Source organism: Shewanella sp. 10N.286.51.B8 (genome assembly GCF_041469325.1).
Classification (GTDB): Bacteria; Pseudomonadota; Gammaproteobacteria; order Enterobacterales; family Shewanellaceae; genus Shewanella.
This window is the reverse complement of sequence record NZ_JBFRKG010000007.1, coordinates 113225-127032: the sequence shown is the minus strand read 5'-3', so window position 1 is coordinate 127032 and position 13808 is coordinate 113225. Positions and strand designations below refer to the sequence as shown.

13 protein-coding genes are annotated in these 13808 nt (G+C 41.8%); 2 read left to right on the top strand and 11 right to left on the bottom strand.

What is annotated here, in order from left to right:
- Positions 1 to 67: 67 nt before the first annotated feature.
- Positions 68 to 1528, top strand: coding sequence for an aminoacyl-histidine dipeptidase (locus AB4160_RS03380; protein WP_102477149.1), 1461 nt, complete (start codon positions 68 to 70; stop codon positions 1526 to 1528).
- A gap of 93 nt (positions 1529 to 1621) precedes the next feature.
- Here AB4160_RS03380 and dinB read toward each other — a convergent pair whose 3' ends face one another.
- Entirely contained in the window at positions 1622 to 2698 is a 1077-nt protein-coding gene (dinB, locus tag AB4160_RS03375; protein ID WP_102437949.1) for a DNA polymerase IV, read from the bottom strand.
- Between the two features lie 282 nt (positions 2699 to 2980).
- On the opposite strand from dinB, the gene AB4160_RS03370 reads away from it, so the two are divergent.
- Positions 2981 to 4891, top strand: coding sequence for a methyl-accepting chemotaxis protein (locus AB4160_RS03370; RefSeq protein ID WP_372003628.1), 1911 nt, complete (start codon positions 2981 to 2983; stop codon positions 4889 to 4891).
- 81 nt (positions 4892 to 4972) lie between these two features.
- On the opposite strand, the gene bfr (AB4160_RS03365) is transcribed toward AB4160_RS03370, so the two are convergent.
- From bfr (AB4160_RS03365) to AB4160_RS03320, 10 genes are all read right to left on the bottom strand, one after another.
- On the bottom strand, positions 4973 to 5440 hold the full coding sequence (gene bfr / locus AB4160_RS03365; RefSeq protein ID WP_102437953.1) for a bacterioferritin: 468 nt from the start codon (positions 5438 to 5440) through the stop codon (positions 4973 to 4975).
- A gap of 12 nt (positions 5441 to 5452) precedes the next feature.
- Positions 5453 to 5923, bottom strand: coding sequence for a bacterioferritin (gene bfr / locus AB4160_RS03360; protein ID WP_102520116.1), 471 nt, complete (start codon positions 5921 to 5923; stop codon positions 5453 to 5455).
- Positions 5924 to 6247: 324 nt separating this feature from the next.
- Entirely contained in the window at positions 6248 to 6469 is a 222-nt protein-coding gene (nqrM, locus tag AB4160_RS03355) for a (Na+)-NQR maturation NqrM (RefSeq protein ID WP_076542875.1), read from the bottom strand.
- A gap of 47 nt (positions 6470 to 6516) precedes the next feature.
- Complete coding sequence (locus AB4160_RS03350; RefSeq protein WP_372003626.1) at positions 6517 to 7530, bottom strand: FAD:protein FMN transferase; 1014 nt, start codon at positions 7528 to 7530, stop codon at positions 6517 to 6519.
- 201 nt (positions 7531 to 7731) lie between these two features.
- Positions 7732 to 8979 carry an NADH:ubiquinone reductase (Na(+)-transporting) subunit F gene (gene nqrF, locus AB4160_RS03345; RefSeq protein ID WP_076542782.1) on the bottom strand — a complete coding sequence of 416 codons (1248 nt, stop codon included), beginning with the start codon at positions 8977 to 8979 and terminating at the stop codon, positions 7732 to 7734.
- Positions 8980 to 9023: 44 nt separating this feature from the next.
- The gene (nqrE, locus tag AB4160_RS03340; protein ID WP_076542779.1) at positions 9024 to 9632 is read right to left on the bottom strand and encodes an NADH:ubiquinone reductase (Na(+)-transporting) subunit E; all 609 of its coding nucleotides are present in this window, start codon (positions 9630 to 9632) and stop codon (positions 9024 to 9026) included.
- A 5-nt stretch (positions 9633 to 9637) separates the two neighbouring features.
- Positions 9638 to 10270, bottom strand: a complete 633-nt coding sequence (locus tag AB4160_RS03335; RefSeq protein ID WP_076542777.1) for an NADH:ubiquinone reductase (Na(+)-transporting) subunit D — start codon at positions 10268 to 10270, stop codon at positions 9638 to 9640.
- Positions 10270 to 11064 (bottom strand): Na(+)-translocating NADH-quinone reductase subunit C, encoded by a 795-nt coding sequence (locus tag AB4160_RS03330; RefSeq protein WP_102437960.1) that lies wholly within the window; start codon positions 11062 to 11064, stop codon positions 10270 to 10272. The genes AB4160_RS03335 and AB4160_RS03330 overlap by 1 nt, the downstream gene beginning before the upstream one ends.
- Positions 11054 to 12253 (bottom strand): NADH:ubiquinone reductase (Na(+)-transporting) subunit B, encoded by a 1200-nt coding sequence (locus tag AB4160_RS03325; protein ID WP_102437961.1) that lies wholly within the window; start codon positions 12251 to 12253, stop codon positions 11054 to 11056. Before AB4160_RS03325 ends, AB4160_RS03330 begins: the two co-directional genes overlap by 11 nt.
- Positions 12253 to 13587 (bottom strand): Na(+)-translocating NADH-quinone reductase subunit A, encoded by a 1335-nt coding sequence (locus AB4160_RS03320; protein WP_102437983.1) that lies wholly within the window; start codon positions 13585 to 13587, stop codon positions 12253 to 12255. Before AB4160_RS03320 ends, AB4160_RS03325 begins: the two co-directional genes overlap by 1 nt.
- Between the last annotated feature and the right edge of the window lie 221 nt (positions 13588 to 13808).

Below are 13808 nucleotides of genomic sequence, written 5' to 3'. Positions count from 1 at the left end.
TTAGTAACGACAATATGGTAAACTTCAGCGCATCTATTCCCACATTCATAGCATTTAGGGAGTCTTCGTGACCGCCATTAATCAATTATATCCCCAGCCATTATGGCAATGGTTTGAACAAATTTGTGCGATTCCGCATCCATCCAAGTTTGAACAAGCACTTAGTGAACATATCCAGCAATGGGCTAAATCGAAAGGTTTGCCTGTCGTCGAAGATAAAGTCGGTAACTTGATCATTAAAAAGCCAGCGTATGCTGGAATGGAAGAACGCAAGACTGTGGTATTACAAGCCCACATTGATATGGTTCCACAAAAAAATGCCGATAAAGTGCATGATTTTGAAAAAGATCCTATTGAAGCCTATGTAGATGGCGAATGGCTAAAAGCCAAGGGCACCACCTTAGGTGCTGATAACGGTATTGGTATGGCTTCAGCGTTAGCAATTCTTGGCGCTGACGACATTAAACATGGTCCATTAGAAGTGCTGCTTACCATTGATGAAGAAGCGGGCATGACTGGCGCTTTCGGCCTTGAAGCAGGTTACCTTGATGCTGATATTTTAATTAATACTGACTCAGAGCAAGAAGGCGAAATCTACATGGGTTGCGCTGGCGGTGTTGATGCACAGCTAAGCGTTCCTATGTCATGGCAAGCACCTGAGCAAAGCAATGCCAGCTTTAGCTTAACCCTTTCAGGTTTAAAGGGCGGCCATTCAGGCGTCAACATTCATTTAGGTCGCGGCAATGCCAATAAATTATTAGCCCGTTTCTTATTTAGTTATGGTGATGATTTACAAATTGAATTAGTTAACTTCACTGGCGGCTCTTTACGTAATGCTATCCCCCGTGAAGCTAGCATCAACTTTATGCTGCCAAGCGAAAATAAAGCCAAGCTTGAGCAAGCCATTGCTCAATATCAAGCGATTGTTCGTGAAGAGCTGGCAATTGCTGACCCTGACATGTTGCTAACACTTGCAGCCATTGACGCTCCAGCAAAAGTCATGAGTGAAGATGCGCAAAATACCTTAATCGATTTACTGCACGCCTGCCCTAACGGCGTAATGCGTATGAGCGATGAAGTTGAAGGTGTGACTGAAACATCGCTTAACGTCGGAGTGATTAACACTGACAACGAATCTGTTGAAGTGCTATGTCTTATCCGCTCATTGATTGACTCAGGCCGAGTGCAAATTGAAACGCAATTAACGGCATTAGCAAACCTTTCAGGTGCTAGCATTGATCTATCAGGCGCTTACCCTGGTTGGAAGCCTGATAATAGCTCACCAGTGATGGCCATTGTCCGTGAAACGTATAATGATATTTATAAGAAAGACCCGACGATTATGGTTATCCATGCCGGTCTTGAATGTGGACTATTTAAAGAACCATACCCAACCATGGATATGGTCTCTATTGGCCCAACCATTCGTTTCCCACATAGCCCTGACGAAATGGTGAACATCACCACTGTTGGCCAATATTGGGAACTACTGCTTGCGGTACTAGAGCGTATTCCAGCAAAAGGCTGAGCTTTAACTCTCTATTAAATTACGCGCTTAATAAAAAGGCTGCTCTATTCTTGATATAAGAAAAGACAGCCTTTTTGTTTCTAGCGATAATCACTAGAACTGCAAATCTAATTGCTCGCTATTATCATCTGTAACCACTTCTGGCTGGCTATTATCAGCTAAACCAACACTGACACCGATTAATCTTATACCTCGGCCATTGGCCCGCTCTAGTGCTTGAGTTAACAATGTCTGGAATAAGTTAAGCGACATTTCATCACTGCGATGCTCAATGGTAGTTTGCTTGAAATCGTTAAATTTAAGTTTTACTACCTGTTTATGAATTTGCCGGTCTTTAGCACTGCGATGCACCCGGCTAATAAGCTCTTGGATTAACTGCGGCATGACATTGCTGCATTGCTCTATAGTAAAAATATCTTGGGCTAAGGTGGTCTCAACCCCAACCGACTTTCTGATACGATTTGGGCTTATTTGACGTGTATCGATACCTTGAGTGCGCTCAATTAACACGCGGCCAAATTTACCAAAACCGCTGATGAGCTTGTCACTCGGGTAGCGCTGCACGTCTTCACAGGTTTCAAGCCCGAGCGCTGCAAGCTTAGCCGAGGTTACTTTTCCCACCCCAGGGATTTTACTTAAGGATAATGATTTTATAAACGAAGGGATCTCAGCAGGCGTGATCACATATTGACCATTAGGCTTATTTAAGTCAGAAGCTATTTTAGCTAAAAACTTAATCGGTGCGACTCCCGCGGAAGCAGTAAGCCCGGTTACCGTAAAGATTTCAGCTCTGATCTGCTCAGCAATTAAGGTGGCGCTACCTTTACATGCATCACAATCAGTAACATCAAGATACGCCTCGTCCAATGATAACGGCTCAACTAATTCTGTATAACGATGGAATATTTCACGGATTTGCAGCGAAACCGCTTTGTAAACCTCCATCCTGCCTGGCACCAATATCAAATCTGGGCAGAGTTTTAATGCCTGATAACTCGACATAGCAGAACGAACGCCATATTTACGCGCCTCATAACTACAGGTACTGATAACACCACGGCGATCGCTGCGCCCACCTACAGCAATAGGTTTACCACGCAATTGTGGAAAATCACGCATTTCAACTGCGGCATAATAGCAATCCATATCAATGTGGATAATTTTACGCATGGCGTTTTCATAAAGAAGTCACTGAATGACATCATGATACTGTATATAAAAACAGTGTTCAAATTAAACCTTTATCACCAGTCGCGTTGAAAGCTTCAAATTACAAAATAGCGCTAATTTGCAATACAAATAAATAACAGTAAGAACACTAAACATCAGACAACACAAAAACAAAATCAACATTACATGATGCAAATCACTAACTTTTTTATGAGCTTAGGGTATATTTTGATTTATAAGCAGGTACAATCAAACAAAAATAATAATACAATTAGGTGAGTTATGAACAAGTTTGGCTTTAAAGCGAGTTTACTATTTGCGTTAACAATTCTATTAGCTTTCGCCTTGATCATTAGCGGGCTGGTCACTCACCAATTATTAAAACAACAAATAACAGACAAGCTGACAACCGACATCCACCACCAAATAAAAACCAAAGTCAGTGAAATAGAAAGCTCATTTAATCGCACCACTTCCGCGGTAACTGAACTCGCGAGTCTATACCGTCATAACAATGTGGATGCCGGCCATGTCGCCATGACTCAATACACAGCGAAATTAGGTGGCGTCTCTAAAGTCATTATGGGGTTTGATGATGGCCAATCCTTTGCCTCTATTGCTTCAGAGTCTTTTCCTGACGGCGTCGGTGTAGTCGATAAATATGATCCCCGCACTCGTCCTTGGTACCAAAACGGCAAACAAAAAAATACCTTGTCCCTCAGCGAAGTGTTTTTTACCCGTACAGACGGTATACCTATGGTCGGGGTTATGCACCCAATTGATGGCGGGATCATCATGGCGGATTTACGTTTTGACTACTTGCAACTGCAACTACAAGCATTAGCAGATATTGAAGGTGCCACTGGCTTTATTATTGATAAAAATGGCTTAGTGTTAGCCTCTAATTCAGCCTTAACTAATCAAAAAGACAATATCAGCAGCAATAGCCAACTAAGCGAGATCTATCAAAGTATTCTCGGTCAGGATAGCTCATGGGCGCTCAGTGATATAAATGACGTTAGCACGATTATTGCTAGTCAAAAAATCCCTTTAATTGATAACAACCAATGGTATGTGATTGTCACCCTCGATGAAGCAACAGCTTTCGCACCGCTTGTTAATGCCACATTAAAACTCAGCGGCATCATATTATTGGTACTTGGCTTATCTGTTGTGGCGTTATTAATACTACTGAATAAGCTCTATCAACCGATTAATGAACTACGTGACTTAGTCACTGGCTTATCTCAAGGTAATGGTGATTTAACCCGTCGTTTGGAAGTCAAAAATGATGACGATATCGGAAAAATTGCCCTCGGAATTAACGCCTTTATTTCACAACTACAAACCATGTTGTTAGCCATCAATAAATCGACAATTAAATTATCTACCGGTATTGATAAGCTGCAGCACTATAGCCAAAACAGCGAACAAATTTTGACAGCCCATACCAATGAAACAACCCAAATTGTGACCGCCATTGAAGAGCTATCAAATACCGCTGTCACTGTGGTTGAGAATACCGAAACCGCAGCCAAGCATACTAATGAGGCTAATATTACTGGCGAGCAATCACTGAAGACCATTAACTTAACCCAAGTGGGTATCCAAGGTTTAGCTGCTGAAATCCATCAAACAGCTGGTAATGTCGAGCACATGAATAATGAAACCAGCAGTATTCAAAGCATTGTTGATGTGATTGGGAGTATTGCAGAGCAAACCAACCTGTTAGCGCTTAATGCCTCGATTGAAGCTGCAAGGGCCGGAGAGCAAGGGCGTGGTTTTGCTGTGGTTGCAGATGAAGTGCGCGCCCTTGCCAGTCGCACCCAAACAAGTACCAGTGAAATTGAAATCGCGCTGGCAAAATTAAAAGCTGAAGCCACTGCGGTGGTGGCGGCCATTGGCAGTACTGAACGAGCCTGCTCAGACACGGTTACTGAGGTCAGTAATACTTCTGATAATTTACAAACCATGAGTACTATTGTTGCTCAAATCAATGCCCTCAATAGCCAGATATCCACTTCAGCAAATGAGCAAAATATTGTTATTCAGGAAATTAATCGAAGCATGCACCAAATTCACGATATGGTTGAAACCTTAAATGATGAAGGCATTATGCAGCGAAATGAAACGGATAATATTGCCACAATCAATGTGGAGCTAACCAATATGATTAATCAGTTCAAACTATAGCGTTACCAATTTATAACGCTTAAAAATCCCATAAAAAAAGCCTAACTCAGTTAGGCTTTTGTTTTGTAGCAAACTCAATGATTACATTTTGGTTTGCAGATAATTTTGTAAACCAACGCGATCAATTAATCGAATTTGTTTTTCTAACCAATACATGTGATCAGATTCAGTATCATCAAGTAGTACTTCTAAGATTTCACGGGTTTGGAAGTCGCCTTTTACTTCGCATAAAGCGATGACTTCACGTAAATGATCAGCAACTTGATATTCGTAGCTCAAGTCATTTTTAAGCATCTCTTCTACGTCTTTACCGATGTTTAATGCTTCACGACTTGCAACATCTGGCGTGCCTTCCAAGAAAAGAATGCGCTGAACTAACTTAGCAGCATGGGCTTTTTCGTCATCTGACTCATGTAAGATGCGCGTATAAAGCTCATCAAATCCCCAATCTTCGTACATGTGTGCATGTACAAAGTATTGATCCATCGCTGACAACTCACCGGTTAATAATGCATTTAAAGCTGCAATAACTTCTGGATTACCTTTCATGATAATGTCCTATTAATCTTTAATTTGTGATTGAAGATAGTTCTGAATACCGGTTTGGTTAATCAGCTCTTTTTGGGTTTCAATCCAGTCTAGATGCTCTTCTTCATCTTCAAGTAAATCTTCTAATAAATCACGAGTAACGTAATCGCGCTCTGTTTCACAAAGCTTAATCGCCTCTCGTAAAACGACCAACTGCTCGACTACCGCTTGCTGATCACAATCAAACATTTCTTCGCAATGCTCACCAATGCGTAACTTGTCTAATTGTTGAAGGTTAGGTAAACCTTCCAAAAACAATACCCGCTCAATTAACTTGTCTGCATGTTTCATATCTTGAATAGATTTTTTATATTCTTTCTCATTGAGGTTTTCGAGTCCCCAATGCTTGAACATACGCGCGTGAAGAAAATATTGATTAATGGCAGTGAGCTCACATGTCAGTACACGATTAAGCTGACTAATTACTTTTGGATGGCCTTTCATGATTTAGTCCTTAAATGCTAGATTGATCTGGATCAATTTCGACCAGCATAGTACATGTGACTTCAAAAAACAATTCCCCTTTATTATCATAAACTTAGTCATTGATAACTATTATCATTATAACTTAGGTTCTTATCTCGCTTCAGCATTTTCACGTTTGAATATTTCTTAATAGAATCACATCTCTAGCTAATTCTGCTGGTTTTTAATAGTGACAATAATCACACTAGTAAGGGTAAATGTTAGCTGTAATTAGTTTTGTAAATTTTGTAACAGTCGTAAAAAAGCCCACTTGAAAGTGGGCTTAAAGTTAATGCTGGCGCACTAGATAATCCGGTTTTGATTCAGTTTTGCTTCTCTTTCAGCTTCAGCCATGCGGCGTTTGCGTTTATCGCATGGGTCATCACAATCACAAGCTTTCTCAATACCCAAAACACCTAAACCACCACAACTGCCTTCAACCGCCTTGCGCTTCACGATATAGCCCACGGACATTAATAAAAAAAATAATAACAACACCACAAATGCTGCGATAAAAGTACTCATCATATTCTCCAAGCTAAATTGGTCATCAAATAAATCTTTAAATGCCATTAACGAATGTAAGGTGCAAACGACTCACTATAAAATACGTCATAATCATCGTCGTCTTTTTCAATCAGCATAACTGGCAGTTTCTCACGCTCAGCTAACGCTAAAGACTCTTCCGTACCTAATACCATCATTGCAGTTGCATAAGCGTCTGCAGTCATACTACTAGGGTGCAAAACGGTTACTGACGCTAACTTATGCTTTATTGGATAACCGCTTCTAGGGTCAATTAAATGCGAAAAACGCTCGCCGTTTTCTTCATAATAAATTCTGTAATCGCCAGATGTCGCTAGCGCCATATTACCAGGCTCTATCACCTGTTGAATAGCCGCCCCTTGGCTCGAAGGTTTCTCAACTGCAACACGCCATGGGCTGCCGTCATTTTTAACACCTTTAACGCTAATCTCACCACCAATTTCCACTAAGTATCCCTCTACTTGGTATTTATTTAGTAGTGCAGCAATTTTATCGACACCATAGCCTTTAGCAAGGGAAGATAAATCAATGTAGAGATCAGGGCTTAACTTGGTGACAGTTAAATCTTTGACACTAAAACCATGAATATCCGATTTAGCTTTCATCTCGGCAATCGTTTCAGCGCTTGGGATCGCTGTTGGGCGCTTATCAGGACCAAAGCCCCATAGGTTAACTAATGGCCCTAAGGTAATATCCAGCGCGCCTTGAGTCGTGTCGTAAAGGCGTAAGCCTTCATTTAAAACCTTGGCTGTATCCGCTGAAACTTTCAGGCGTTGATTAACACCTAGCTGGTTAAAACGTGATAGTTCTGACTTCGGTCTGTAAGTGGACATTTGATCATTAACTAACTCAAGAGCGATATCAATTTCAGCTTGTAGTAGTTGAGTGGTTGGCAGGCGCTCATTACGTACCACTTTTATATGATAAGTGGTCCCCATGGTATTGCCTGACAGTGACACTATCTTATCTTCAGTTCCACAGCCGACTAAAATCAACAAACCCAAAAATACTGCCAGCGTCTTCATCGAAATTTTTATCATGTAAATGTTCAAATTCTCAATTTTTATATGGTTAATGTTTAAATCATTCTTAGCTAAAGCAACAGTGGCTAAAGCAACAACGACTAAACTACAAAGTCCCTAAAATAAAAATTGCAGCTAGCTTAACAATGGTGACCACCGTGTCAGCTAGCTGCAATTTATGACGTTCAATGTCTTTTGCAAAGGGTTAGCAGTTAGTCACTAACCACCAAAGTCATCGAGTAAGATGTTTTCATCTTCAACGCCTAAGTCTTTAAGCATACCAATTACCGCAGCATTCATCATTGGAGGTCCACACATGTAGAACTCACAATCTTCTGGTGCGTCATGGTCACGTAAGTAGTTTTCGTACAATACGTTATGAATAAAGCCTGTGTAGCCATCCCAGTTATCTTCCGCTTGCGGATCAGATAACGCAACATGCCACTTAAAGTTTTCATTCTCAGCCGCTAAGCCATCGAAATCTTCTACGTAGAACATTTCACGCTTAGAACGAGCACCATACCAAAAACTCATCTTACGTTTAGACTGTAAACGCTTAAGTTGGTCAAAGATATGTGAACGCATTGGCGCCATACCTGCACCACCACCGACAAACACCATTTCAGCATCGGTATCTTTAGCAAAGAACTCACCAAATGGACCAGAAATCGTTACTTTGTCACCTTCTTTGAGGCTCCAAATAAACGATGACATCTTACCGCAAGGTAAAGTTAAGTTTCTTGGCGGCGGCGTAGCGATACGCACGTTCAACATGATGATGCCAAACTCTTCTGGGTAGTTAGCCATTGAGTATGCACGAATAGTTTCTTCATCAACCTTAGATTCTAAGTTGAAGAAACCAAAGTGTTCCCAGTCGCCACGGTATTGCTCTGGTACATCAAAGTCAGCATATTTAACGTGGTGAGCTGGGGCTTCAATTTGAATATAGCCACCCGCGCGGAACGGCACAGACTCACCATCAGGGATTTGCAGCTTAAGCTCTTTAATGAACGTCGCTTTGTTATCGTTAGAGATAACTTCACATTCCCATTTTTTGATGCCGAAAATCTCTTCATCAAGTTCGATTTCCATGTCAGTTTTAACGTTAACCTGACAGGCTAAACGACAACCTTGACGTGCTTCACCTTTGCTTATGTGATCAAGTTCAGTAGGCAGAATATCACCACCACCAGACTTAATGTTTACCCGACACTGACCACATGAGCCACCGCCACCACAAGCACTTGAAACGAAAATACCATTGTTAGCTAGTGCGCCGAGCAGCTTGCTACCAGCACCGGTTTTAATTGCTTTTTCGCTATCATCATTAATTGAGATAGTGATATCACCACTGGCTACTAGTTTAGATTTAGCAAATAAAATCACTAATACTAAAACCAGTACAATCGCGGTAAACATACTCACACCTAGATAAACATCTATCGGAGTAGCTTTAAGAATATCCATTAACTTATCCTTTAAGGTTCAAATTAATACGTCGTACGGGTGTCTTAAAGAGACACACCTGAGAACGACATGAAACCTAGCGCCATTAAGCCAGAAGTGATGAAGGTAATACCTAAACCACGTAGCCCTTTAGGCACATCAGAATACTTCATTTTCTCACGTAGACCGGCAAGCAATACAATTGCTAATGCCCAACCAACACCTGAGCCGATACCGAATACCAAGCTCTCGCCAAGATTATAATCACGCTCAACCATGAATGAAACCGCACCAAAAATTGCACAGTTAACCGTGATCAATGGTAAGAAAATACCTAATGCGTTGTACAAAGGTGGAAAGTACTTATCTAATGCCATTTCCAGAATCTGTACTAATGCAGCAATAACACCAATAAAGGTAATGAACTTCAAGAAGCTCAAATCTGCATCAGGTACACCGGCCCAAGCTAATGCGCCAGGAGCCAGTAAACCTTGATAGATGATTTGGTTAACAGGCACTGAAATTGCCAGTACCACAATTACCGCAACACCTAGACCCATAGCAGTGGTGACTTTCTTTGATACCGCCAAGAAAGTACACATACCGAGGAAGAAGGCTAACGCCATGTTCTCAATGAAAATCGAACGAATTAACAGACTAATATAATGTTCCATTGCGCCTACCCTTTTGCTTCTACTTGCTCTGGCTTATAAGTACGGATAATCCAGATCAGCATACCGATCAAGAAGAACGCACTTGGAGGAAGAAGTAACAAGCCATTAGGCTGATACCAACCACCGTCAGAGATTTTGCTGAGGATTTCAACGCCGAACAATGAACCATTACCGAGTAGTTCACGGAAGAAACCAACTGATAATAGGATGGCGCCATAGCCTAAGCCATTACCAATACCGTCCATAAAGCTCATCAGAGGCGGCGTTTTCATTGCGTATGCTTCTGCGCGACCCATTACAATACAGTTGGTGATAATCAAGCCAACAAATACTGATAATTGCTTCGCTACGTCATAGGCGTAAGCTTGCAATACTTGGTCTACAACAATTACTAATGAAGCAATAATTGTCATTTGCACAATAATACGAACGCTGCTTGGAATATGATTACGTAGTAACGAAATAAATAAGTTCGAACACGCGGTCACCGCAGTCAATGCTAATGTCATAACAATAGCCGTTTCCATTTTAGCGGTAACAGCCAGTGCACTACATACACCCAGAATTTGCAGAGCAATTGGGTTGTTATTAATGATAGGTCCAGTCAGAACCTGTTTAAGTTCTTTAACGTCAGCCATTAGCCTAGTCCTCCATTGCGTGCTTTTTCGATAAAGCGTGCAAAACCTTCTTCACCTAACCAAAACGTTAGCGAGTACTGAACACCGTTACTGGTCAACGTCGCACCAGATAAGGCATCAACACCGTGAACTGAAGATGCAATTGTCGGGATCTTAGTGACTTGAATAGCTAAGTCGCCATTGTCGTCATAAAGTTTTTTACCTTCCCACTTAGCAATCCACTGAGGGTTTTGAACTTCACCACCTAGGCCCGGTGTTTCACCAGAACCAGTGAAGTCGTAATACACTAAGCTGCGAATGGTATTCATATCCGCTTCAACCGCTAAGAATGCAAACATGGTTGACCATAAACCGTAGCCTTTAACAGGAATAATCACGGTTTGTAGTTCATTGTTGTCATCTTTAACTAGATAAACAACACCTTGATTTGCAACGCGCTTAACAGAGGCAATGTCATTTTCAGGCTTAAAAGACGTTGCAGGCGTACGTGCCGCTTTTTCAACATCAAAAGTATCAGCATCACCTTCAACAAACTCACCGGTTTTTAAATCAACAAGACGAGCTTCAACGTACTTACCATACTTTGCAATAATAACGTCTTTCTCAACTTTGCCAGCTTTAGTATCCACTAAACCTGCCGCTTCAAGAATGTACTTTTGCTTATCTAGCAATTTATTCTCTTGCTGAATTGGCTTAAGTAATACTGCTGCAGTTGATACCAACATTGAGCAGATAAAACACAGGCCGATTACAACAAATAATGTTTTGCCGATTGATTCTTTATTACTGGCCACGAGCAATCCTCCGCTTCACATTTGCTTGAACCACGAAATGGTCAAATAACGGTGCAAATAAGTTAGCAAACAGGATGGCTAACATCATTCCTTCAGGGAACGCTGGGTTAATGACGCGAATAAACACTGCCATTGCACCAATTAAGATACCGTAAGCCCATTTAGCATTGTTAGTGAAAGACGCAGAAACTGGGTCCGTCGCCATAAACATCATACCGAAGGCAAATCCACCTAAAACAAGATGCCAATACCAAGGTGTTGCAAACATTGCATTAGTGTCGCTACCGATAAAGTTAAGTAGGTAAGAAACTGCAATCATGCCCAACATCACACCTGAAATAATACGCCATGAGGCGATACGGGTATAAACGATAACTGCACCACCTAGCAAAATAGCAAAGGTAGAGACTTCACCCACGGAACCTGGAATGAAACCTAAGAAGGCATCCCACCAGTTAGCGCTAGTATATTCAAACGTGCCCTGTGCAGCTTGGCTCAATGCCGTAGCACCAGAGAAACCGTCAGCCACAACCCATGTTGTGTCACCTGACATGCTTAACGGATACGCAAAGAATAAGAATGCACGACCCGCTAACGCTGGGTTTAAGAAGTTACGACCTGTGCCGCCAAACACTTCTTTTGCAACCACAACACCAAAGGTAATACCCAGTGCAACCATCCATAATGGAATAGTTGCTGGTAAGGTCAGCGCAAATAGAATGGAAGTTACAAAGAAACCTTCGTTAACTTCATGGCCACGTACAGACGCGAATAAGACTTCCCAGAAACCACCAACGGCAAAAGTCACCGCATAAATAGGTAGGAACCAACAAGCGCCATACCACATCAGTGCAGGCACACCTGAACTTGCGGTTAATTCAGTACCAAATAGGCTGAATAGGCTGACTTGCCATACATCAGGAGTTGCAAAGCCAGCCATCAGCGCATCTTGAGCTTGCAAGCCAACGTTGTACATACCAAAGAACATTGCCGGGAAAGTACAGGCCCAAACCGTAATCATCATACGTTTTAGATCAAGGCTGTCACGCACGTGCGTGGTGCCTTTGTTTACTTTACCTGGAGTGTAAAACACAGTAGCAGCCGCTTCATAAAGGGCGTACCACTTCTCGTACTTGCCGCCTTTTTCAAATTGCGGTTCAATACGCTCGATAAAATCTTTCAAGCTCATTAGCCTTCCCTCTCGATCGTATCTAAACAATCACGCAGATATGATGCATAGTCATACTTGCCTGGACATACGAAGGTACACAATGCCAAATCTTCTTCATCTAGCTCTAGTGCGCCCAGTGCAGCAGCACCGTCATAATCACCAGAAACAAGATCGCGAAGTAACATTGTCGGTAAGATATCTAATGGAACAACACGTTCATAGTTACCAATTGGCACCATGGCACGATCTGAACCACCCGTAGTTGTGGTCATATTGAACAGACCTGTACGGTTTAAGTGACCTAAGAATGCGCGAGTGATAGAGAACTTATCAGCACCAGGCATAGCCCAACCAAATAATTCTTTTTCATTGCCTTCTTTCAACAAGCTAAGTTGTTGATGATAGCGACCTAAATAGCCATGAGGACCCGCCGCTTGGCGCCCGCTTAATACTGAACCTGAGATAACTCGAACATTGTCAGTTTCAATTTCTCCAGCAGTTAATTCAACAGTGCTAGCACCTAATACTGTACGAACTAAACGTGGGTTTTTAGCTTCAGGGCCAGTAATCGCAATAACACGTTGAGTGTTAAGTTCACCTTGAGTGAATAATTGACCAACAGCAATCACGTCTTGGTAGCCAATATGCCAAACCGTACGTGTTGCAGAAGCAGGAAGAAGATGATGAATGTGAGTGCCCACTAGGCCAGCAGGATGTATACCTGCAAACTCTTCAACTTGAGCATTGCCAGAAGGGATATCAGCACCAGGCGCTTTAGCAAGGAAAAGTTTGCCTTCTGTTAATTTCGCTAGTAGCGTCAAGCCGTTAGCAAAATCATCTTTATGCTCAGCAATCACTACAGCAGGATCTGCAGCAAGTGGTTGAGTATCAATTGCGGTGACGAAAATACCAGCAGCGACTGAATCAACAGCAGGTACTTTACTGAAAGGGCGAGTTCGTAAAGCTGTCCAAAGACCTGATTCAATCAAGTTTTCTCTGACAACGTTAGCATCTAACGTGTTAAGTTCATCAGCACTATATTGAGTAAAGCTGACTTTATCATCACCTTCAACGCCAATAACCACTGACTGAAGTACACGTTTCGCACCCCGGTTAATTTCTAATACAGTACCACTAGCTAAAGCAGTATATTTAACGCCAAGGTTCTTTTTATCTTCAAAAATCACCTGACCTTTCAAGACTTTTTCGCCAACCTTGATTTTCATCGTTGGACGTAAGCCAATATACTCTTCACCCAAAGTCGCTACGTTCTTAATGGCTGGGCCATTATGGATAACTTGCTCAGGGCCACCTGCTAGAGGTAGTTCCAATCCTTTCTTTATTGTAATCATATCCACAAGCACTACGTTTGAAGGAAAGACAATGCGCCGCGTTCCTACCCAAAAGAAAACAAAGTGTTAACAAACACTTCAGTGTTGAGCTAGCGCAGATTTATCACGGAAATGCGATCGCAATCACGCTGGTCGCGCGCATTTTACCCCAAAATGTGCGCTATCGCCACGAAAAAAACCAGTGATTGAATTTTTAGATTGTTCATTTTTAAACAATTCAC